Origin of the sequence: Pseudoalteromonas translucida KMM 520 (genome assembly GCF_001465295.1) — a bacterium.
Classification (GTDB): Bacteria; Pseudomonadota; Gammaproteobacteria; order Enterobacterales; family Alteromonadaceae; genus Pseudoalteromonas; species Pseudoalteromonas translucida.
Map to the genome: position 1 here is coordinate 2,107,912 of NZ_CP011034.1, position 23,655 is coordinate 2,131,566.

At 40.9% G+C, this 23,655-nt stretch carries 19 protein-coding genes; 15 read left to right on the forward strand and 4 right to left on the reverse strand.

All coding sequences use genetic code 11. The annotated features are described in order from the left end of the window. Positions 1 to 421: 421 nt before the first annotated feature. Positions 422 to 844: a hypothetical protein gene (locus PTRA_RS09770; RefSeq protein WP_058373645.1), complete on the reverse strand. Its 423-nt coding sequence runs from the start codon at positions 842 to 844 to the stop codon at positions 422 to 424. A gap of 344 nt (positions 845 to 1,188) precedes the next feature. Between PTRA_RS09770 and ccoN the strand changes: the two genes are divergently transcribed. From ccoN to PTRA_RS09840, 15 genes are all read left to right on the forward strand, one after another. Beyond that, a complete protein-coding gene (gene ccoN / locus PTRA_RS09775) occupies positions 1,189 to 2,622 on the forward strand; it encodes a cytochrome-c oxidase, cbb3-type subunit I (protein ID WP_058373646.1) in 1,434 nt (477 codons plus the stop codon). A gap of 12 nt (positions 2,623 to 2,634) precedes the next feature. Then, positions 2,635 to 3,309 carry a cytochrome-c oxidase, cbb3-type subunit II gene (gene ccoO / locus PTRA_RS09780; protein ID WP_011328518.1) on the forward strand — a complete coding sequence of 225 codons (675 nt, stop codon included), beginning with the start codon at positions 2,635 to 2,637 and terminating at the stop codon, positions 3,307 to 3,309. Positions 3,310 to 3,315: 6 nt separating this feature from the next. Beyond that, a complete protein-coding gene (locus PTRA_RS09785; RefSeq protein ID WP_011328519.1) occupies positions 3,316 to 3,501 on the forward strand; it encodes a cbb3-type cytochrome oxidase subunit 3 in 186 nt (61 codons plus the stop codon). Further along, entirely contained in the window at positions 3,498 to 4,532 is a 1,035-nt protein-coding gene (locus PTRA_RS09790) for a c-type cytochrome (protein WP_058373647.1), read from the forward strand. Before PTRA_RS09785 ends, PTRA_RS09790 begins: the two co-directional genes overlap by 4 nt. A 142-nt stretch (positions 4,533 to 4,674) precedes the next feature. Continuing rightward, positions 4,675 to 5,166 carry a FixH family protein gene (locus PTRA_RS09795; RefSeq protein ID WP_058373648.1) on the forward strand — a complete coding sequence of 164 codons (492 nt, stop codon included), beginning with the start codon at positions 4,675 to 4,677 and terminating at the stop codon, positions 5,164 to 5,166. Positions 5,167 to 5,174: 8 nt separating this feature from the next. Next, entirely contained in the window at positions 5,175 to 7,550 is a 2,376-nt protein-coding gene (locus PTRA_RS09800; RefSeq protein WP_058373649.1) for a heavy metal translocating P-type ATPase, read from the forward strand. Beyond that, complete coding sequence (gene ccoS, locus PTRA_RS09805; protein WP_008109812.1) at positions 7,547 to 7,714, forward strand: cbb3-type cytochrome oxidase assembly protein CcoS; 168 nt, start codon at positions 7,547 to 7,549, stop codon at positions 7,712 to 7,714. Before PTRA_RS09800 ends, ccoS begins: the two co-directional genes overlap by 4 nt. Further along, positions 7,707 to 8,378 (forward strand): sulfite exporter TauE/SafE family protein, encoded by a 672-nt coding sequence (locus tag PTRA_RS09810; RefSeq protein WP_058373650.1) that lies wholly within the window; start codon positions 7,707 to 7,709, stop codon positions 8,376 to 8,378. The genes ccoS and PTRA_RS09810 overlap by 8 nt, the downstream gene beginning before the upstream one ends. A 41-nt stretch (positions 8,379 to 8,419) precedes the next feature. Next, positions 8,420 to 9,157 carry an FNR family transcription factor gene (locus PTRA_RS09815; protein WP_058373651.1) on the forward strand — a complete coding sequence of 246 codons (738 nt, stop codon included), beginning with the start codon at positions 8,420 to 8,422 and terminating at the stop codon, positions 9,155 to 9,157. A 143-nt stretch (positions 9,158 to 9,300) separates the two neighbouring features. Then, positions 9,301 to 10,227: a universal stress protein UspE gene (gene uspE / locus PTRA_RS09820; protein ID WP_058373652.1), complete on the forward strand. Its 927-nt coding sequence runs from the start codon at positions 9,301 to 9,303 to the stop codon at positions 10,225 to 10,227. An 87-nt stretch (positions 10,228 to 10,314) separates the two neighbouring features. Further along, entirely contained in the window at positions 10,315 to 11,229 is a 915-nt protein-coding gene (ttcA, locus tag PTRA_RS09825) for a tRNA 2-thiocytidine(32) synthetase TtcA (protein ID WP_058373653.1), read from the forward strand. A 401-nt stretch (positions 11,230 to 11,630) separates the two neighbouring features. Then, the gene (locus tag PTRA_RS09830; RefSeq protein ID WP_011328528.1) at positions 11,631 to 12,350 is read left to right on the forward strand and encodes a hydrolase; all 720 of its coding nucleotides are present in this window, start codon (positions 11,631 to 11,633) and stop codon (positions 12,348 to 12,350) included. A gap of 51 nt (positions 12,351 to 12,401) precedes the next feature. After that, positions 12,402 to 12,755, forward strand: coding sequence for a c-type cytochrome (locus PTRA_RS09835; protein WP_058373654.1), 354 nt, complete (start codon positions 12,402 to 12,404; stop codon positions 12,753 to 12,755). Between the two features lie 20 nt (positions 12,756 to 12,775). After that, positions 12,776 to 12,934: a hypothetical protein gene (locus PTRA_RS19265; RefSeq protein ID WP_237113449.1), complete on the forward strand. Its 159-nt coding sequence runs from the start codon at positions 12,776 to 12,778 to the stop codon at positions 12,932 to 12,934. A 71-nt stretch (positions 12,935 to 13,005) separates the two neighbouring features. After that, complete coding sequence (locus PTRA_RS09840; RefSeq protein WP_237113450.1) at positions 13,006 to 14,526, forward strand: amidohydrolase; 1,521 nt, start codon at positions 13,006 to 13,008, stop codon at positions 14,524 to 14,526. A gap of 136 nt (positions 14,527 to 14,662) precedes the next feature. On the opposite strand, the gene recD is transcribed toward PTRA_RS09840, so the two are convergent. Genes recD through recC form a run of 3 tightly spaced genes read right to left on the reverse strand, consistent with a single transcriptional unit; the run spans position 14,663 to position 23,611 of the window. After that, positions 14,663 to 16,672: an exodeoxyribonuclease V subunit alpha gene (recD, locus tag PTRA_RS09845; RefSeq protein ID WP_058373655.1), complete on the reverse strand. Its 2,010-nt coding sequence runs from the start codon at positions 16,670 to 16,672 to the stop codon at positions 14,663 to 14,665. Continuing rightward, positions 16,669 to 20,325, reverse strand: coding sequence for an exodeoxyribonuclease V subunit beta (gene recB, locus PTRA_RS09850; RefSeq protein ID WP_058373656.1), 3,657 nt, complete (start codon positions 20,323 to 20,325; stop codon positions 16,669 to 16,671). Before recB ends, recD begins: the two co-directional genes overlap by 4 nt. Continuing rightward, positions 20,312 to 23,611, reverse strand: coding sequence for an exodeoxyribonuclease V subunit gamma (gene recC, locus PTRA_RS09855; RefSeq protein ID WP_058373657.1), 3,300 nt, complete (start codon positions 23,609 to 23,611; stop codon positions 20,312 to 20,314). The genes recB and recC overlap by 14 nt, the downstream gene beginning before the upstream one ends. Positions 23,612 to 23,655: the final 44 nt, after the last annotated feature.

Consider the following 23,655-nt stretch of genomic DNA (forward strand, 5'->3'; position numbering starts at 1 on the left):
AATTAATTAGTCTGATTTAACGCATATGTAGCTTTTAAAGGAGATATTTTTTATTCAGCCAAGATTAAACAAGTAAATTATTCACCAATTTAATGAAGCAATAATTGCCTTAAACCTAGGAGTACACTTAATTGAAGCAACTACAATTAATGCATTTTTCGAAATTAAAAAGAGAAAATAAAATTACAAAAGGCGGGAGTGCTAAGTGCTAGTTAAAATGATGTGAGTGTATAAAGTACTCTTATTGTAGGCTTAATCTTATTGCGCTAAAGCTAAACCTTATGTGGTTTTTGCTTTCTGCGCCAATAAATAAAAAGTAACGCTTAATTTAAAGAGAGTAAGCACAGCTAAACTGATCTCAACTAGAATGCTTACCTCCCTACTGAAAATTAAGCGTTTTACTTAATAAGCAACGGTATGTTTAGTAAGTAACGTAAAAATAATAGTATACCGAGTTGCTTTGCTGCGATGCTTCATCGGTTACGTTAAGGATTAATTTCCACAGCATATTTTTTTCAGCGCAAATACCTACCATAGTTTCACTTTGCCAGGTGTTGCCATAGCGCTTAAATTGCTGAGGAATATACCCCATATACATAGTTACGCCTTCAAGTTTTGCATTCGTAATAACACGCCCTTTAGGTAACTCGGCAAATATAGAGAATGGTGTTTCGGGGGATAAATCACCATCGCTAAGCCATACTTTAACGCCGTTAGGAAAAGTACAGGGTAAACCGGCTTCGCAAGCAAGGTTTTTTAATTGTTGTGTATCGCTGCTCTTTGAATAATCACACGCAACTAAAAAAATTAGTAAAAAAAACAAACATACTCTATATATATACATGTGGCGGGTACTCACAATCCAAAAAATAATGGCTGGCACTAATTTAATAGTCAGAAGGTCAAATCACACTTTTATTACAAATAACGTACAATTCACCTCAAAAAGTAAACAGCAAGCTAGTAAAGTTTGATTGATGTCATAATATTATGTAATTGACCTATCTTTTTTAAGCCAAAAATTTTATCATTTCAACCGCAAAAAAATAAGGGTTTCTCGAGTCTGTTTTCTAAAATAATCGCATTTTTAATGTTTTAGATGGCAAGCTTGTGAAGTAATAGTAGGCCCCACTTTTTTTAGGTGGGTAATTCATTTCTAAACGCATTTATTGCAGCGGAAGCCAGAAAATGAGCCAGACAGTAGCATCACACACTGAGTACAACTATAAAGTTGTACGCCAATTCGCTATTATGACAGTGATTTGGGGCATCGTTGGCATGAGCATTGGGGTTCTGATTGCTGCCCAACTAGCTTGGCCAGCACTTAACTTTGATACACCATGGTTAACATACTCTCGACTTCGTCCGTTACACACGAACGCAGTTATTTTCGCATTTGGTACAAGTGCACTTTTTGCGACGTCTTATTACGTCGTTCAACGTACCTGTCAAACGCGCCTTCTTTCCGATAAATTAGCAGCCTTTACCTTTTGGGGTTGGCAGCTTGTTATTGTGCTTGCTGTTATTACACTACCTTTGGGTATTACAAGTTCTAAAGAGTATGCAGAACTTGAGTGGCCAATTGATATTTTAATAGCGGTTGTATGGGTAACTTATGCCGTAGTATTTATGGGCACAATCGCAAAACGTAAAGTGTCTCATATTTATGTAGCGAACTGGTTCTATGCTGGCTTTATCATTACGGTTGCTGTACTTCATATTGTAAATAGTATGGCTGTACCTGTGTCGTTAACTAAATCGTATTCCATTTATGCTGGTGCAGTTGATGCAATGGTACAGTGGTGGTACGGACACAATGCCGTTGGCTTTTTATTAACAGCTGGCTTTTTAGGTATGATGTATTACTTTGTACCAAAACAAGCAGGCCGTCCGGTTTACTCTTACCGCTTATCAGTGGTTCACTTTTGGGCACTTATTTCGCTTTATATTTGGGCAGGCCCTCATCACCTTCACTACACTGCGCTTCCTGATTGGACGCAAAGTTTAGGTATGGTTATGTCTATTATCTTATTCGTTCCATCTTGGGGTGGCATGATTAACGGTATTATGACGTTGTCAGGTGCATGGCATAAGCTTCGTACTGACCCTGTTTTACGTTTCTTAGTTGTTTCATTATCTTTTTACGGTATGTCTACGTTTGAAGGCCCAATGATGGCAATAAAATCAGTAAACGCGCTTTCTCATTACACCGACTGGACTGTAGGACACGTTCACTCAGGTGCATTAGGTTGGGTTGCAATGATATCTATCGGCGCTATTTACCACTTAATCCCTGCGTTATTCTCGCAAGGTCGTATGTACAGCGTTAAATTAATTAACACACACTTTTGGTTACACACTGTTGGTGTTGTTTTATACATAGTAGCAATGTGGATCTCAGGTGTAATGCAAGGTCTAATGTGGCGTGCAGTTAACTCTGATGGCACATTAATGTATAGCTTTGTACAGTCTTTAGAGGCGTCTCATCCTTTCTATGTTATACGCTTCTTAGGTGGTGTGTTCATCGTAGTAGGTATGCTAGTTATGGCTTATAACGTTTATCGTACAGTAGCAGCGAAGAACGATTCGCTGCAATTAGACGAACAAGCACAATTAGCATAACGGAGTGAGATAATGAGCAATAAAAATTCACAAAACAAACACGAAATAGTCGAAAAAAATATTGGCCTTATGGCTATCTTGACCGTTTTCGCAATTAGCTTTGGTGCATTAGTTGAAATTACTCCGCTAATGTTTCAAGACGATACAACTAAACCAGTTGACGGACTACGTCCGTTAACGGCACTTGAAATGGAAGGCCGAGATCTGTATGTACGTGAGGGTTGTTCTAACTGTCACTCACAAATGATCCGCCCTTTTCGTGACGAAGTTGAGCGTTATGGCCACTATTCGGTTGCCGGTGAATCTGTTTGGGATCACCCTTTCCTTTGGGGCTCTAAACGTACTGGTCCTGACTTAGCGCGTGTAGGCAAGCGTTATTCCGATGACTGGCATTATGCTCACTTAGTTGACCCACGTGCTGTGGTTCCTGAGTCGAACATGCCAGGCTTTCCTTGGTTAGCAGAGAATACGCTTGATACAAGCTTAACTCTGAATAAACTTAAAATTTTCCGTGACACATTTGGAATCGATAGCCGTACCGACCGTTACGATGGTTTAGGTTACGGTAGTGATGAAGAATTAATCGCCGATGTTGCTAAAGTTGATGCAATGAATGACGGTAAAGGTGCAACAGAAATGCAAGCCCTTATCGCTTATTTGCAACAACTTGGCACCCACTTGAAGTAACTAATTATGGATTATGGGACATACAGAGGCATTTTAACTCTGGTAATTTTAGTACTATTTATTGTGATTGTTGCTTGGGCATACAGCAAACGTAGTAAAACACGTTTTAAAGACGCTGCTAATGTTATTTTCGAAGATGAAAAAAAACACAACAATACGCTCTCTAACGAGGAAAAGGGGTCTGAGAAATGACTAGCTTTTGGAGTATTTGGGTTATTGTATTAACCCTATCATGTTTGTTCATTTTGTTTGGTTTACTCGTGTGGAATTTAAAAAACTACGCTGGTGTACCTGAAGGTGAAAGCTGCGGACATGTATATGATGGAATTGAAGAGCTAAATAATCCACTACCAAAGTGGTGGACTTACATGTTCTTTGCAACATTTATTTGGTCTGTTTATTACTTAGCAGCTTACCCAGGTTTAGGTAACTGGGAAGGGTTAGGTAAGTGGACTAGTTCTAACCAAGGTATTACTTCTTTGGCTGAATCTAAAGAAGCAGTAGAACTTGCTAAAGAAGAAGGTCGCTTTGTAAAACTAGACGCTGAGTACCGCGTTGCAGATGAACGTTTTGGCCCTATTTTTAATGAGCTGGCACAAATACCAGTAATAAAATTGGTTGAGTCAAAATTTGAAGGTGACGCAGCACAGCAAGTTGCACTTGAAAATGGTGAAAAACATACCGAGTCGCAAGGTCAGCTAGCAATTGAAATTGGCCAACGTCTTTTTGCACAAAACTGTTCTCAGTGTCATGGTTCTGATGCGCGTGGTGGTACTGGCTTTCCTAACCTAACTGATAATGATTGGTTATATGGCGGCACACCCGATAAAATTAAAGAAACATTACTTTACGGGCGTATAGCAGCAATGCCACCTTGGGGTGCTGCACTAGGTGAGCAAGGCGTTAAAGAAATGACCGCTCATGTACTTAGCCTTTCAGGTCGTACTGTAAACCAAAAAGACGCTGCTGCCGGCGAAGCTAAGTGGGCTATGTGTGCTGCATGTCACGGCGCTGACGGTAAAGGCTCTGTTGCACACAACTTACCCTTTGGTGCACCTAACCTAACCGACAACGTTTGGTTATATGGTGGTTCTCAACGTGCTGTTGAAGAAACACTTAACCATGGTCGTGCCGGTGTAATGCCAGCGTGGAAAGATATTTTAGGTGAAGATAAAATACACCTACTAACGGCTTACGTTTACAGCTTATCTCAAGCTAAATAGTTACACCGTTAACGAATATTTAATCTTTTAAATTCAATAGATTAATCCAGATCAAAAAAGCCTCCACTCGGAGGCTTTTTTTTAGTCTTTTACAAATATTTATTATAGTATAGCCGCATCTTCATTTTATTTTAGAGTAACTATGCAACCTACTCCGTGGTATAAAAATTTTTGGCCTTGGTTTTTAATCTTTTTTCCCTCTGCTGCAATTATTGGCTGCATTAGCTTATTCTTTACCGCCATAGGCAATGGCCCTGATATGGTGGTAGATGACTACTATAAAAAAGGCAAAGCAATTAACTTAGAGCTTACTAAGTTTGATAAGGCAAAAGCTTTATACTTACATGGCGAGCTGAATGTTACCAGTGAGCGCGTTAGCTTTAAATTTACCAAAGGCGATACGAGCAACATACATGCATTAAAACTGTCGTTTTATCATCGTACAATTAAAGCGCATGACTTTGAAGCCACCCTAACGCCTAATGCTAATCAAGAATTTACCGCATTACTTGATGGATTTACCGACGGTGCTTATTCGGTATTTATTGAGCCTATTGATGGTAGCTGGAAGCTAAAAGAAAACATTACCTTACCAACCACCCTTGCTGTTTTAGTTACGCCTAATTATAAGTAGTATTTAGTATGTCTATAAATTGCTTTCATTGCCTTGAAAGTGTACCTAACGGGTTTAGCGCACACGTAGTAATTGATAATAAATCTCAGCCAATGTGTTGCATTGGCTGCCAAGCCGTTGCGCAAAATATTATTGACCAAGGCATGACCGACTATTATAAGTACCGAACCGTGCAAGCTGGTAAAGTAGAGCAGTTAGTACCAGAGCAACTCGCCTTTATTAAAAGCTACGACAACGAAGATATTCAAGACGAATTTATAACTACCAATGACAACTTCTCAGAAGTATTGCTCAGCGTAGAAGGTATAACCTGCGCAGCTTGTGCATGGCTTATAGAAAAGCAATTACTCGGTTTAAAAACGGTAAAGCGTGTTGATGTTAATACCTCAACTAACCGCGCTATGGTGCAATGGGATAAAACCGCCACCCCATTGAGCGAAATTATTACTAGCCTCGCTAAAATAGGCTATAAAGCCTACCCGTTTCAGTCAGACTTAGAAGCACAGCAAAAGCAGCAAACCGCAAAAGCCTATATTCGCCGCTTAGGTGTAGCCGGTTTAATGACCATGCAAGTAATGATGTTTGCATTTGCTATGTACTTTGGCATGTTCTCCGGTATGGACAGTAATTTTGAGCAGTATTTTAGGTGGATCAGCTTAGTACTTGCCTCTCCGGTTATTTTATATAGCGCACTGCCCTTTTTAACTAATGCCATTAATGGCTTAAAAGCAAAACAGCTTAATATGGACTTACCCGTATCGCTGGCTATTTTTGGTGCATTTGGTGCTAGTTGTTACGCTACATTTATGCAAGTGGGTGAGGTGTACTTTGAATCCGTATGTATGTTCACCTTTTTATTATTATTAGGTAAATATCTAGAATTTAGAGCACGTTTAAAAGCCAGTGAATTTACAGCTAACTTACAAAAGTTATTGCCACTAACCGCCCGTACTCTCGATGCAAATGGGCAAGAACATATTATTGCCGCTAAAAAGCTTAAATTAAACGATATTATTCTAATTAAAGCCGGCGAAACCATTCCTGCTGATGGAATTTTAATTAAAGGTAAAACCAGCGTTGATGAATCAATGATGACCGGAGAGCACCTGCCCGTTAATAAGTTTATTAATCACAGTGTTTACGCCGGCACAGTCAATCATGACGGTATTATTGAAATAAAAATCAATAAAATAGGGCAAAGCACGCTGCTAAATCAAATCATTCGTCTACAACACAATGCACTTACCAAACGCCCTAAACTAGTAGAAATTACAGATAAAGTTGCTCAGTGGTTTGTGGCTGTGTTACTTATATTTGCATCGGTAACCGCATTTGGCTGGTATCAAATTGCCCCTGAGCAAGCATTTTGGATCACTATTTCTGTACTTGTGGCTACGTGTCCTTGCGCGCTAAGTTTAGCTATTCCAACCGCATTAACCTGTTCGGTAGCCAACCTTACTCGTAAAGGTATTTTAATAAAACAAGCGCATGTGCTCGAAACTCTATCTAAAATCACTTTATTCGCATTTGATAAAACCGGCACACTAACCCAAGGACGCTTTAGCTTAGATGCGGTCGATATACTCAGTGAAGAGTACACTAAAAATCAAGTGCTTGAGATTGCAGCCCAACTAGAGAGCTATTCAGAGCACCCAATTGCCCGTGCATTTAGCCAATATAAAGTACCTGGGCATAAACTTAACGATATTCAATTACACCCGGGAAAAGGGATCAGCGCACAGTATAACGACACCCATTATGCTATTGGTAAAAGTGGCTGGTTTAATAGTAAAAAAACTAACGCGCAAGCAACTTTGTATATTAATCAGCAACCTATTGCCCGCTTTTACTTTGTCGATAAAATAAAAGATGATGCGAGTACTTTAATTAACGCTCTACAAACGCATAAGTTAACGTGTCATATGCTTACTGGCGATGCGTCTGATGCGGGGCAACGTATAGCAAAAAAACTTAAATTACACAGCGTGCAATCCGGTTGTAGCCCTAAAGACAAACAAACAGCGGTTGAGCAATGGTCAACACAAGGTGAAGTGGTTGCCATGGTAGGTGATGGGGTAAACGACAGCCCAGTATTTGCCAGTGCGCACTTATCAATCGCCATGGAAACCGGGGCCGATATTTCAAAAAACAGCGCCGACGTTGTATTACTCAATAGCGATTTAGCTTCAATCGAGCACCTATTAATAGTTGCCAAAAAAACCAGGCGCATTATTAAACAAAACTTAACTTTGTCTTTATTGTATAATGGCTCAATATTACCGTTAGCTGCAATGGGGCTGGTTGCGCCGTGGATGGCTGTTATTGGCATGTCGACCAGCTCAATTATTGTGATATGCAACTCATTAAGGCTGTTAAAGTTATGAGCATAATTTACATTTTAGTTCCTATCGCTATTTTATTTGTACTAATAGCTATAGGGGTATTTTTTTGGGCAGTAAAAGGCGAGCAATTTTCTGATTTAAATAAACAAGGCCATAGTATCTTGTTTGAAGATGACAAAGAGCAGCATAACAAAAGTAATGATTGACCCTATTTTCGTCAGTGCTTTTTTAATGGGCCTAATTGGTAGCGGCCATTGCATTGCAATGTGTGGTGGTATAGCCAGCTCACTGCAATTAGCCAGTAATAAACGCCAAACTCTCATTTACTCTTTTGCTTATAATATAGGCCGAGCGCTAAGTTACATGCTTGCTGGTGCATTAGTGGCAGGTATTAGCAGTAAATTTGCCACACAAAACTCTGTTTTTGCATTATCACTGTCTTTTATAGCAGGCATTTTTATGTTGTTGGTAGGGGTATATATAATGCGCTTAGCAGCTACCTTACAATGGCTCGAAAAAGTAGGTAAAACCTTAGTTTGGCAACACCTAGTTAAATTTAATAAATATTTAATGCCAATTAACTCGCCATTTAAAGCACTTGGATACGGCGCTTTATGGGGCTGGTTACCCTGTGGTTTAGTTTATTCAGCACTTACTTGGGCTATGACCAGCGCAAATGCGCTTGATGGTGCATTAGTAATGCTCTGTTTTGCACTAGGCACCTTTCCCGCGATGATCACAATAGGCGTTAGTGCAAAAAAACTAAGCACCCTGTTTAACCACCCTTGGACACGAATAATATTAGGTAGCGTAATAATTTGGTATGGTATTTACTTACTGATCATTGCAACAGATAAGCTTGTGCATTAACATTGATCATATTGTGGCTTGAATTTTAACGGATTGAATTTATGGATTTTTCTCAAGGTCGTGCTAAAAGTAATTGTGCTATTAGCTGTAATAACTGCAGTATCAGCCAGTTATGCCTACCCTTTTCTCTTAATGGTCAAGAAATGGATAAGCTTGACGAAATAATCGAGCGCAAAAAACCATTACACAAAGGCGACTTTTTGTTTGAGTCGGGCGCGCCATTAAACGCTATTTATGCTGTGCGTTCGGGTTCGTTTAAATCTTATACCTTATCTGAGCAAGGCGATGAGCAAATTACAGGTTTTCATTTAGCCGGTGACTTAGTTGGTTTTGATGCAATAAGTAAAATGATGCACCAAAGCTTTTCACAAGCGTTAGAAACATCTATGGTATGCGAAATTCCGTTTGATACCCTTGACGAGTTAGCAGGCAGACTCCCTAAGTTACGCCAACAAATAATGCGCTTAATGAGTAGCGAAATTACCTATGATCAAGAAATGCTGTTACTGCTTAACAAAAAATCTGCCGAGCAACGCTTAGCCAGCTTTATTTTTAACTTATCGGAACGTTTTGGTGAGCGTGGTTTTTCTCGTAAAGAATTTCGCTTTACCATGACCCGCGGCGAAATTGGCAATTACTTGGGTTTAACCGTTGAAACTATTAGCCGTTTATTGAGTCGCTTTCAAAAAGCCGATTTAATAAAAGTTGAAGGCAAATTTATTACTATTTTAGATAACGATGCACTGGCCAAAGCAGCTGCAATAGTAAAGCCCCGCTAATTAGCGTACTTACGTTGTAATATTTAAACTAATTCATTAGATTAAATAGTTTGATTTAGAACAATAATATTTGTGCTATCCCTTTCACTGTGCTCTATTTACGTTACACTCAAAGTACACCCGTAAAGTGAATGGAGTTGCACATGAACACGATTAAACGCATTCTTGCGGTTATTGACCCCACCAAAGACGACCAGCACGGTTTAGCTCGTTCGATTGATTTAGCTAAAAAATCTGGTGCGAGAATTACCGCCTTTATGACGGTTTATGACTTTTCTTATGAAATGACTACTATGCTCTCTGGCGATGAGCGCGAAGCTATGCGTAAAGCCGTGTTAAACGACCGCGAGCTTTGGTTAAAAGATTTAGTATCGCCTTATCATAATGTTAATATTGATACACAAGTTGTTTGGCACAACCGCCCTTACGAAGCCATTATTAATACCGTTATTGAGCAAAAATTTGACCTTGTTATCAAAGGCACTCATCAGCACAGTACACTCAAAGCCGTTATTTTCACCCCAACCGACTGGCATTTAGTACGTAAATGCCCATCTCCGGTTTTATTTGTAAAACAAATGGCATGGCCTGCAAATGGCAACATTTTAGCGGCTGTTAATGCAGTGAGCGAAAACGAGCAACACTTAGCACTTAATAAACGTATCATCAAAGACGCACAATTTTTGTGTGAGCTTGCCGGCGCTAAACTAAACCTGGTGAACGCCTACCCTGCTACACCAATTAATATTGCCATAGAAATACCTGAGTTTAACCCTGGTATTTATAACGAATCGGTTAAAAAGCATCACCATCAGTCTACTAATGCACTGGCTGATGAGTTTAATTTACCCCCAGAGCAGTGCTTTATTGAAGAGGGCTTGCCTGAGGACGTTATTCCCGATGTGGCAAAACGTTTAAACAGCGAGCTGGTGGTTATTGGCACGGTAGGGCGCACTGGTTTAAGCGCGGCCTTAGTAGGCAATACTGCAGAGCATGTTATTGACAGCCTAGATTGCGATGTACTGGCACTTAAACCCGACGGTTATATTAGCCCGCTCGCAAAAGATTAAATTTTGTTACCGAGCATTTTAAGTATATAATGCGCCCCTTTATTTTTAGCAAATAACTTTGCCGTATTGTTTAATAAGGGGGCGTAATTGTCTCATTCAGATCAAGCTAAAGCTCAATTTAACTTAACCAAGCTTCAAAAGCGTTTACGCCGCCAAACAGGTCAAGCCGTCATGGACTTTAACATGATTGAAGAAGGCGACCGTATTATGGTGTGCTTATCTGGTGGCAAAGACAGCTACACTATGCTCGACATGCTGCAACACTTAAAACGTGTAGCACCGATTAAATTTGAGCTGTTTGTTGTTAATTTAGATCAAAAGCAACCTGGATTTCCTGAGCATGTTTTACCCCAGTACCTAGATAAACTAAATGTTGAATACAAAATTGTTGAAGAAGACACCTACAGCATAGTTACCGATATTATCCCTGAAGGTAAAACGACTTGTTCACTTTGTTCGCGTCTGCGCCGTGGTATTTTATATCGTACCGCTAAAGAGCTAGGTGCAACTAAAATTGCGCTTGGCCATCATCGCGATGACATGATCGAAACTCTATTTTTAAATATGTTTTACGGCGGCAAACTTAAAAGTATGCCTGCTAAGCTAATGAGCGATAACGGTGAGCATATGGTTATTCGCCCACTAGCATACTGCAAAGAAAGCGATATTAGCCAATATGCGTTTGCACAGGGTTACCCTATTATTCCGTGTAACTTATGTGGCTCGCAAGAAAACCTACAGCGCAAACACACAAAAGCTATGCTAGCTAAGTGGGACGCTGAGCACCCAGGGCGTATAGAAAGTATTTTTACCGCTATGCAAAATGTTGTACCGTCGCACTTAGCAGATAATCAGTTATTTGATTTTACTAATTTGCAAACTGGTGAAGTAATTGATGGTGGCGATATTGCCCTAGACAAACCAGATATTCCAAAAGAGCCAATTAATAGTTTACAAGATGAAGATGCCAGCGCAGAAGTGGTTACTATTAACTTAAGCTAGTGTTACCTAGGGCTTGTATGCTAATACAAGCCCTACCACTTCTAGTTTTTGAGCTAATTTCATTACTTAAAAACCACTTTATTTTGGTTACATTACCTTATAATTACAATGTAACATCCATCCCCTGCTCCTTTTTTTTGCTAAAACACACTGTTTACCTTTAAACAGAAAGAGTCGTGCTTTACTCCCTAATGCCCTGCTAGCAATGCATATAAAGTGTAAATTACGTATTCATTAACCCCTTAGATCTGGCTGAATTGTAACAACCTCGTCACAATCATTCTATTTTAAAGAACAAAAAACACGGTTTTTACAAATGTACAACAGTTAAAAGTGAACCGATTATATAAAGGTCAAAGCAAAGTGACACTCTGTAATCAACCAATAAATAGGAAGAACTTATGTTAAAAATTAATAAAACATTAAAGACGCTAGCAGTGGGCCTAAGCTTAGTTGCTGCAACGTGCAGTTCTGCTTTTGCTGGTGAGCCATCAAAAAGCATGTTAACACCAGACAACCACTCGTTAATTTTAATTGACCACCAACCACAAATGGCTTTTGCTACTCGCTCGCACACGGTTGAAAGCGTGCGTAATAACGTAACGGGCTTAGCCAAAGCTGCTAAAGCATTTAAAGTACCTACTATTTTAACAACCGTTGCAGCAAAGTCTTTCAGTGGTCCAATTTTTCCTGAATTACAAGCAGTATTCCCTAAACAATCACCGATTGATCGTACAACAATGAACACATGGGAAGATAAGCGCGTAACTGACAAAATAAAGTCGTTTAAGAAAAACAAAATTGTTATCTCGGCACTATGGACCGAAGTATGTGGTGTAGGCCCTGTATTATCTGCTATTGATGAAGGTTATGAAGTGTTTTTTGTAACAGATGCATCGGGTGGTGTAAGTAAAGAAGCACACGACATGGCAGTATTACGTATGGTTCAAGCGGGTGCAAAACCAATCACATGGTTACAGTACATGCTAGAACTACAACGTGACTGGGCGCGTACTGGTACTTATGCTGACGTAACTGATATTGCTAAAGAGCATGCAGGTGGCTATGGTTTAGGCCTTATCTATGCAACTGACATGTTTAATGCAAAAGAAGGTCACTAGTTTTATCAATAATTAAAGGCCACTTATGTGGCCTTTTCATTGGAGAGCAGCATGAAAATCATTCCATTATTAGCTTTACTACTCTCAGCCTCGCTTTATGCCAATGAGGAAGTAAGCACCTCTGCACAAGCTGAAAGTCTAGCAAGAGCAAAGCAATTATCCCAACAATGTTTAGGTTGCCATGGCGAATTTGGTATTGCGCCAATTACTACTAATCCTAACTTAGCTGGACAAAATGCTGAATATCTCGAATATGCTTTAAAAGCGTATCGTGGCGGCGAGCGTAAAGGCGGAATGGCTTTTATTATGCGCGCTAATGCCAGTGCCCTATCGGATCAAGATATTAAAGATTTAGCACTGTATTTTTCATCGCAAGCTGGGCGTAACGCCAGCTCACATCAATAATTTAATGTAAGGAATACGCTATGAAACTAATTAAAAGTTTACTCTCTGTCGCTATTAGTTCGACTATCGCTTTCAATGCACTTGCTGCCGATATGATTGTTTACAATAGTAAGATTGATACTTATGACGGTCAAAAATTCAGTGCTTTTCGGTTACAGATGGCCGTTTTGAGCAACTAACTAATGATAAAGAACAGCTATTAAAAGAAAAAACCGCCGATACTATTGTTATTGACGCGCAAGGTCGCCGAGTGATCCCTGGTCTTAACGACTCACATTTGCATGTAGTGCGTGGCGGACGCTTTTATAACCTCGAAACCCGCTGGGAAGGTATTGACTCTTTAGCCACTGGCCTGGAGATGATAAAGCAAAATGCAAAAGTAACTCCTAAAGGTCAATGGGTGCGTGTTATTGGTGGCTGGAGCCCATACCAATTTAAAGAAAAGCGCTTACCAACCTCAGCTGAGTTAACCGAAGCGGCACCTGATACACCAGTATTTGTTTTGCATTTGTACTCAGGCGGTGTATTGAATAAAAAAGCATTGCAAGTATTAGGTATAACTAAAAATACCGTCCCCCCTAAAGGCAGTTACTATGAAAAAGATGCCAACGGTGAATTAACTGGGCGCTTAGTAGCTGATCCTAACCCAATGATTTTATATAAAACAATTGCTGCACTACCGCAATTATCAGCCGAAGAGCAACTAAATTCTAGTAAACAATACTACAACAAGCTATTAAGCTTAGGCGTAACAAGTGTTATTGATGCAGGCGGCGGTGGCCACACTTTTCCTGAAAACTATCAAGCATCAACAGCCTTAGCGGTAACTGGTGAACTACCTATCCGCGTGTCTAATTATTTATTTCCACAAACACCTGGTGAAGAAATTCAAAGTTTTACGCAATGGATGAGCAGCTACAACGCCAACCAAGATCTACACTCACACATGGACAATGGTTATGTGATTGAAGGCGGTGGCGAGTTACTTGCTTGGAGCGCCTCTGATTATGAAAACTTCACATCAGGACGCCCTGATCTTGCCGCAGACGCTGAAGATGAACTTGAAAAAGTAGTGCGTTTACACCTACTACAAGGTTGGCCATTTAGAATACACGCTACCTACGATCAATCTATTGAGCGTATGTTAACTGTATTTGAAGAAATCAATAAAACACAACCCTTCAACAAAGTGCGTTGGATTATTGACCATGCCGAAACAGTGTCAGATAAAAATCTAGCGCGGATTAAAAAATTAGGCGGTGCTATTGCTGTGCAAGGCCGTATGGCATTTGCAGGGGAAGATTTTGCCAAGCGTTATGGTAAACAGCAAACTAAACGCACACCACCCATTAAAAAAATGCTCGCTATGGACATACCGGTAGGCTTTGGTACTGACGGTACCCGCGTTGCTAGCTTTAACCCATGGGCCACTTATTATTGGGCGGTATCGGGTAAAACTGTAGGCGGTTATACCCTATACGATAAAACCAATACCCTAGATAGGCTAACTGCATTACAGGTATTCACCCAAGGTAGTGCGTATTTTTCAGGCGAAGAAATGTTAAAAGGTCAAATTGAGCCTGGCATGTACGCAGATTTTGCTATTTTAAATCAAGATATTTTAACGGTGGCTGAGAGCAAACTATTAAAAACGCAAGCAGAGTTAACCGTTGTAGATGGTAAAGTGCAGTATGCAGCAAAACAAAGCTTTCCTAAACTGCACAAACCACTTCAAAAAGCATTGCCTGCATGGTCACCAGTCAATCAATAAACTGAGTATTTATATTAAGCTATTAAAATATAATCATTTTAGAAGTAGATAACGCACTAAGTTAAAAAGGGTTTGCATTGGCAAACCCTTTTTTAATGGCTAAATTTGAGTAATTAATAAGATAAAATTTATATCGTTAATTTACTAAACGCTCATATAAACCAGATGCTCTAGACACACTTTTATTCATTGCCAGTAACAATACTTTTTTATCTGCCACCAGCTCAAAGGTATTTTTAGCACGCGTTATGCCGGTATACACTAACTGCCTATTTATCCCCATGCGGGCTTGTTTTAGCGGCGGTAACACCATGGCGGTGTAGCTAAACTCTGATCCCTGTGATTTATGTATAGTCATTACATATACTTTGTCGTGCGCAGGTAAGCGTGCTGGCGAAAACGCCCGTTGATTCCCCTGCTCGCCTATAAATAGTGCTTTAAGCTGGCCGCTTTCATCGGGCATTAAAATACCAATATCGCCATTAAACAACTTAAGCTGATAATCATTTTGGCTTACCATTATTGGCATACCGGTATAATGGCGCTGATTCGGGCTTAGGGTAATAAGCCCTTGTTGTTGTAAAACGCGCTCAATACGCTGATTTAAACTATTAACCCCGTAATCACCTTCACGTACTGCGGCCAGTAACTGGTAACTTGCAAAGGCTTTGTGCACCTCTGCAACGCTTGCACCTTGAGCAATTAAACTAAGATAATGTGTGTATTTACTTGCAGCGCTTTTAACCAATTTTTCGATAGGTTTAGCTATAAAGTCGTAATCTAAAATCACATCTTTAAAGCGCCCCTCAACACTTTCTTGCTCAACGTAATTTAAAATACCTGTGTTATTGGTATTTACCGCTAACGCAAGTTGGCCAATACCACTTTGTGCATCAAAGCGGTAGCTGTGTTGTAAAAATGCAATGCAATCGGCAAGTTTAAACGCGCTATTACCTTGCGCCATTAATTTAGCCTCGCCGTTAAAGCATAAATTATTTAGCTCATCGCATCGTGCCGGTGAATAACCAGGTGTTTGCCCCAGTACTAGCCCTTGGCATAAGTCACTCATTACGCTGCCGGTGTCTACCGAGGCCAGCTGATCTTTATCACCTAAGAGTATTAACCGTGCATGTGCAGGTAATGCCTCAATTAGTTTTGCCATCAGCGATAAGTCGACCATTGAGGCTTCATCTATAATTAACACATCTAAATGCAGTGGATTCGCTTTATTGTGCCTAAACTTATTGGTAAAGGGTCTTACCCCTAATAATCGGTGAATAGTTTGTGCACTTTCGGGGATTAACATTTTAATATCAGCGGGTATATTAGTGAGCTTATCTTTAGCGCCTAAAATTGATTCGCTTAAGCGCGCTGCGGCTTTACCTGTGGGTGCCACCAGCTTAATACTCAGTGGAGCAGTTTTATAAAGCGACTGTAAAATGGCGAGCAACTTAGTCACTGTGGTCGTTTTACCAGTACCTGGGCCGCCAGTAATAACGCTAAAACCTTTGGTGGCTGCAATAGCACAGGCTACTTTTTGCCAATCGGTGGTAATGGTTGCATCGGGTGTAAAATACTCATTAAGTAGCGCAGCTAATAACTCATTATTTATATTAAGTGTACGCTCGCTCATTGTTAGTAAACGGCTCGCTAATGTTTGCTCATATCCAGCAAGGCGCGCAAAGTAAAGGCGTTGATTAAACAGTTGCAGTGGTTTGTTGTCTCCAACGCTTGTATGGTTTTGTAAATAGCTAAGTACCTGCTCATAATTAAACCCTTCACTAAACGGGCTTAGCTTATCTGGCACGCTCTCCTGTGCTTTAATAAAGTCGCTGCGGCGTAAATTAAAAGGGTTACTCCAATCAACCTCGCTTAAGGTTAAACAACTATGCTGGCTTTGCTGCGATAAACACAGTAATAGCACCAGATAAAACATTTCATTGTGCGTGTTTTCGCTATTACTTTTACTGAGCATTTCAGCTAGCTTTACATCCACAATGCGAATGCGGTTTTCGCTAAGTAAATAGGTAAGTAAAGGCACTGCTGTGCTTAAAGTAGGGCTTTGCTCATTTAGCTCAAGCTCCTGCTCTACCCCTTGATCAAATTCTTGATCAAAAAGGCCCGGTTGATTATTTAATTCACTCATAACATGGCTCCTTGGCTAAACAAACTATCTAAAATAGTCACTTGCTCAGTGGTAAGCTTTTTAAAGTACACACCTTGCCCAGCTGGCATGCCACGTAAAAAGGTGTAATACACACCGCCTAAATGAGTTTCAGCTGAGTAATCAGCTATACGCTGTTTTAGCAAACGATGCAGCGCTACGGTGTAAATTAAATACTGTAAATGATACTGGTGGCTACTCATGGCTTGCTCAAGCATATCGTGCTCGTAGTCAGCAGCGTTACTACCTAGGTAATTAGATTTATAATCTAAAATATAATATTTACCTTGGTAGCAAAATATTAAATCGATAAAACCTTTTAACAGCCCTTTTACGTGGCTAAATTCGAGCTTACTGTGCTCAAAACCAAAATGCTTTATAAGAATTTCATTAAGCTGCGGCGCACTTAAGCTTTTAAGCGGTAAGTTAAACTCCATTTCTACTAGGCAATCGCTTGGCGCTAGTTGGCTTAAGCTCAGGCCATTACTGTTAACTAAAGAGCTGTTACCTGAGATATTATTACCTGAGGTACTATTACCTGAGGCATCAGTATTAACATTGCTATCGCCATTAAGCGGGCAAGCAAGAACGTCTAATATCCACTGCTGAGTAATATCTTGCCAGTGTTCACTAATATGGTACTTCTCTAGGCTGCGTTTAATAACGTCTGCTAAATTATGCTCTTTACTAACTGGGTGCTCTATTGGGCTAGTAAAATCTATTTGCTCAAAAATTTCGTGTAAACAACTCCCCGGTTTTGCCCCTTTCGGAAAGCTATACACAGAAGGGGCTTCGTCTTCTTGTACGGCAAATTCATCTTTTTCATGATCCTCATCACTGCGCCCAGGCGCTAGGTGGTCGATATGCTTTTTAAAGCTCAGCGCACTAAAGCTAGTTGCTCGCCAATTACGCTCAATACTGGCTGTTACATTATTTATACTCAATATTTGCTGAGCATCAGCGCTATTATTAAAATCTAAAGTACCTTGAGCTAATAAATCCTCTGAGGTGAATTGCTGATAATCCATACCAGTATGCTCGCTGCAAAAATCGGCTAAATGGTTACGCCAAATTTGACTGCTCGTAATTTCAAGCCCTGCAAATAACACATGCCCCAGGGCACTGCTTTGTATCGCCAAACGACTACTTTGCCCTTGCCCAATGTTATACATACCAATAGCACAAAAGTGTACCGCGCGAGTGAGTGCTACATACAGTAAGCGTAAATCTTCGGCAAGGCGCTCTTGCTCTGCTTTTTGCAGTGCGTCATCCCCTTTACTTAAATCGTAAATTAGTGTGCCATTATTATGATACAGCGCTTCTTTCGTTTCACGATAGCCACTAGCAAAGGGCATAAATACCAGCGGATACTCAAGCCCTTTTGAGGCGTGCATAGTCACTATTTTAACTAAATTAGCGTCGCTCTCTAGGCGTACTTGCACTGTTTCGCCATCTTGCTGGCTTACCTTTTGTGCAAACCAGCGCAGTAAACGCAATGTGCCCTCAAGCTCAATTTGTTTTTGCTGTAGTATTTCGCCAAGGTGCCTAAAGTCGGTAAGCCAACGCTCAACGTTGTAGCCTAGGCCTTGCCATTTAGCACTAAGTTGATTGTGGCTCATTAAGCGCTCAAGCATTGCCATAGCGCCTTGCTTGTTCCAAATATGGCTAAGCTGCGCAAAAAAGTTTAAGTGCTCTTGCCATTGTGCCTCGTCATCTGCCAGTGCATATATTTCGTTATAGCTTAAACAAAATAACGGCCCTGCTAACACGCCACGTAATAGCGACTCATCATACTGGCCATGCAACGCAGTTAAAAAATTAAGTAGGTGGTGGCTAAGCTCTTGGTTAAACACACTCTCGCGCGATAAATACACGCTGGCAATTTTAGCGTTGCTCAAGGCCTTTTTGATTATTTGCGCTTCAACACGGTCGCGCACTAATATACAAATATCTGCAGCGCTTACTGGCTTTTCACCAATACAAGCACGCCCTTGCTCGGCTTGCGTTAGTAAAGTGACTATTTTATTGGCAAAAAAGGTGGCTAAGTGCTGCTGCCCAATGGCTTTGCCCGTCGGCTTGTTTTTTTCATCTGCGGCGGTGTCGCTAAATACACAAAATTCAAACGCAGTAGCTGGTTGTCCGTCAATCAAAAACGACTCGTCTGCTTTTTTACCTTTAGCTGCTACTGCATTAAACGGTATGGCATCGTTATAAATAAAACTGTTAGCGTGCTTACCAAATAAGCTGTTTACGCTGCTTACTACATCGCTGCTAGAGCGAAAGTTAGTACCTAGCGTAAATTGCTGCTGTTTTTGCACTGCTTCTTTGGCACCAATATAGGTAAAAATGTCTGCCCCCCTAAAACCATAAATAGCCTGTTTAGGATCGCCAATCATCGCCAGTGTAGTGTGCTCTTGCTGGTAAATTTTACTAAAAATACCGTACTGAATCGGATCGGTATCTTGAAACTCATCTATCATAGCCACCGGAAACAACTGGGCAATTTTTTGCGCCAGTACATTGCCTTGCTCGTTATTTAATGCGCTGTGTAAATTGCTAAGTAAATCATCTGGGGTGATCACGCTTTGCTCTTGCTTGCGCTTTATTACGGCTGCTTTTACCCACTTTGCCGCATGCTGTACTACAGCAATTGCTAGCCCCTGGTTTATGGTGTTATTAAGTGCGGCAAGCTCGTCAAATTGACTCAGTAATGAATGTGTAAATAGCGGCTGATTCTTTTTATAATTGCTTATATCGCTTAAGTTTTCGCTACTCCATATCTCAAACGAGTATTTGCTAGTACCAAATTCAAAAAACAAATCGCCACCTAAACAAAAGGCTTCAAGTGCTGCAAGGCTGCCTTTGCGCCCTGGCGTTTTAGAACCACTTAAGCCAGAGCTTTTAATGGCAGCTATAAACTCTTGCTCTAACACCGCTTTTTTAAATGCAGGTATTCGGCTTATATACTCGTCACGCGCTTGCCATACGTCATCTAAGTTTACTTGCGGAGTTATTTGCGCATTCGCTTTATTTAAAATACTCGACACTTTGCCAAACAAAGCTTCAGGCGCGGCGAACACGCCTAAAATAGCATCGGTTTTTTCTTTATTGAGTGGATATACAAAGGCGCGCCAAAAATCTTTAATGGTTTCGAGCAATATGTCGCGCTCATCCAAAATAAATTCTAAGTTAAACGCCACACCCGACTCAAACGCGTGTTGTTTTAGCATGCGCTGACAAAAGCCATGAATGGTAAAAATAGCCGCTTCGTCCATTGATTTAGCAGCCGCATCGAGTAAATCAAAGGCGCGGTGTTTATCATCAACTGCAGCTATTACCCCTGCAATAAGCTCATCTTTTGGGTCTTGCCCAAGAAGTGCATCGCGCGCGGTGATAATACGATTACGCACGCGGTCTTTAATTTCTTGCGTGGCAGCATCAGTAAAAGTTACCACCAGTATTTGCTCAACACTGAGCGGCTTATTTAATAGCGAGTTTGCATCATAGGCTATTTGCATTCCCAATAAGTAACGTAAATACAGGCCAGTAATTGTATACGTTTTACCCGTACCGGCACTGGCTTCAATTAAGCTTTGCCCTGTTAATGGCATTGTAAGTGGATTAAGCGCTTGCATGGTCACTCTCCTTAGCGTGTGCAAATAACGGGGCGAGTAATTTATCGCTCCACTGTATAAACTCGTCTTGGCAATCGTTAAGCGATTGTACTGTTAAGCGAATATAGGGATTTTCGCCCTCGCCTCGCCCTATGTATTGTGGGCTAAATTTGCTCATCGCTTTTGCTATATCGCCGCCGCTTTTTACGTACTCGTAGCCACTTACCGGAAAAAACGCCACGGGCTCGTTGCGCAGTCCTTTGTATAATTCAAACCAATCAAGTAACAATGCATCGGCATCAACTTTACTTATTGGCGCAAAGGCAACTTGTTTATCAAGCCCAAGTATTAGCGTTTCTACGTGTTGCTCCATACTTTGCGCTGCTAGGTGATAAATAAAGCCTTTAATTAAATCTTTCGCTTTTATACTAGCGCTGCGATAAAACACCTGCTTTTGCAAATAAATATGGTTTAACCAGCCTTCTACTTTAGTGTTTTCTAGTTTGAGGGCTACCTCTATAGGGTCGCTTTTGCCCCCTTTAATTTGCTCTTTCACTTGCCCTGCCAATGCATCTACTCGGTGCTGCATACTCTCAAATATTAAGCTACCTACGTTGGCTTGTGGTAATTCGCCGCGTTGTAATATTTGCTCTGTACTAAGTGGCTGCTCATTAATGTTGGCTTCGAGTATTTCATCAAGGTAAAAGTAGCGGCGCAATGCGTCTAGGCTAAAGGGCTCTTCGTCTTTTACTACTTCGTTAAATTGCGGTAATCGCAGCCCTAAACTTTGTTGATAAAAGCTCTCTTGGGCGTTGCAAACACTACGAATAAACACATCGAGATCTAACTGCTCAGGCGGTGTTACATTAAGCGCGCTAACGGCTTGTGGGGTTATTGACTCACTGGGCAGCCAAATTGGATTGTAGCTGTGGTTGCTCAGCACAGTGTTTGCTTGCTCATTGGCTAAATAATAATGGCTATTAAAGGGCTGCAAATGCTGTTGGCTAATTAAACACTCTGGCAGTGTTTTTTCGCTCTCGCCGCTTAATACAAAGCTACGACTAATATATTCTAGCAGTTCGCTCACAAGGGTTGATGGCATACGCGGTTGGTTGTCAAAACACGAGCGACCAATGTAGCTCATGTATAAGTTATCGCGGGCACTGAGTAGCGCTTCTAAAAATAAGTAACGATCATCTAATTTACGTGATCGGTCACCTTTTTGTTTTTTAGAATATGGCACTAAGTCAAAACCAATCGGCTGTACGTTACGCGGGTAGTCGGCATCGTTTAAGCCAAGCATACACACCACTTTAAATGGCACGGCGCGCATTGGCATTAGGGTACAAAAGTTAACTTGCCCCACTAAAAATCGCTGCCCTACGCCTTTTTCTTGAATGCCTTGTTTAATTAAGTAACTAACAATACGCTGCGACACCGCCTTGCTGTAATCACCATTATTATGATGCTTTTGTAACTCTTCGAGCACGTTTTGCAGCACTAACAAATCCCAACTGTCGTCGCTTTCACTCTCGTAAATTGCACTAAGTAGCTCGCTTAAAATATGCGCTTTGTTGGTAAGCGTATCGTCGGGCGTTAATTGCTCTTTAAAGCTTTGTAGCACATCAATAAAATGCACTAGCTTATTAAGTGTATCGAGCGCCATGCCTTCTACTTCATCGGCGCTATAAATACCATTAAACGGACATTGCTCGTCGCGCATGGCAATACCTAGTAATAAACGGTTAAGCCCGTGTTGCCAGGTATTTAAATCGATAGCGGGTAAATCAAAGCTGCTTTTATGCTCGGCATTTATGCCCCATTTTACGCCAACACGTTCCAGCCAATATTGAATTTGCTCGTACTCGTGTGCCTCAAGGCCAAATTTTTCGGCTATTTGCGTCACTTGTAATAAATCGAGAATATCCGACACACCAAAGCGCGAAAACGGTAAATTAGCTAAACTAGCAAATGAGCTAAGCACGGGTTTTTCTTGCTCTATGGCTAAATCGGCAAGTGCGTAAGGAATAAAGCGACTACCTTGTGCACCACCAAAAACGGCTTCAATGTACGGGCTGTAAGTGCCTACATCGGGCATCATCACTATTATGTCTTTGGGGGTAAGCGCAGGGTTTTGATTAAATAAATTAAGTAAGTAGTCATGCAGACGCTCAACTTCTCGAAGCGGTGTATGGCAATCGCTTAGCGTAATGCTGGTGTCGGTTGCACTTATAGGCAATTTACCTTCGTCGTTTATAAACCACTCTTTGTTATCGGTCAGTGACTCACCTTTAAACGCTAGCTGATAAATCTCGCTTTGTATTTGCCCAAGCAAGGTGTCGTCAAACACATCAATAAAGCCATCAACCCAACGGGCATCTAGCTGTACTAGCTGCTCAAAGTAGTCGCGACCTAATTTCCCCCACGAGGATAACAGCGGATTACCAATAAAGTAGTACTCTTCATCAGGATTGGTTTGCTTTTTTTGTTGTGCTTCCAGCAGCGGCATTTTGGCGTACTTTGCACTTATTTTAGCCGCTGTTTTTTCATCAATAATATCGCCCCAATAATGCTCACTGGGATTAAAAAAGAATAAAAACACCTCGGTTTTTTCACTCAGCGCTGTAAATACTTCAAGCTGCGAGCTGGCAATGGCCGATATACCAAATAAGCTAATGCGTTGTGGCAGTAAACTGTTGTCCATTGTTTCAAGCGCTGCCAGCAGTTGTCCTTGCATATTAGCGCGATGAAATTGGCTTTGCCCAAGCTCTTGGCTTAATTTTACAATGCGCCGCCACAAATCAGGTTGCCACGGGGCTATGGTTACATCAACATCATCAAGTTCATCTGTACCACTATCCCATGTGGCTATCCAATGCGGGCGGTACATTAAATATTGGTCGTACACGTCGGCTATTTTTTCACACAAGGCAAAGGTTTTTTGGCCGTCAATATCGCCCTCTAAATAGGTTTTTAGCGGTAAATACAGTGGCTCATCAATACAGCTTGGTAAAATAGCAAACAGTTTCCATGCAAGGTTGGGTTTATTAAACGCCGACTCTTTAGGTACATTTGGTAAAAGTTGCTGATACAACTGCCAAATAAAGCTCGAAGGCAGCGGAAAATCCACCTGCGCCGCTACACCTAAGTTTTCGCTCAAACCAATTTTTAACCACTGCGACATACCCGGTGACTGCACCAGTACCACTTCTTTGTCGAATGGGCTTGCTAATGGGTTGGTTTTTAATAACTGATGAAACTGCGCTTGCAGTGCTTCCATACGGTTTGATTGAATAATATTGAGCATACTTACCTATCCTTGCTTGAGATAAAACGAGTGTAAGATATTTT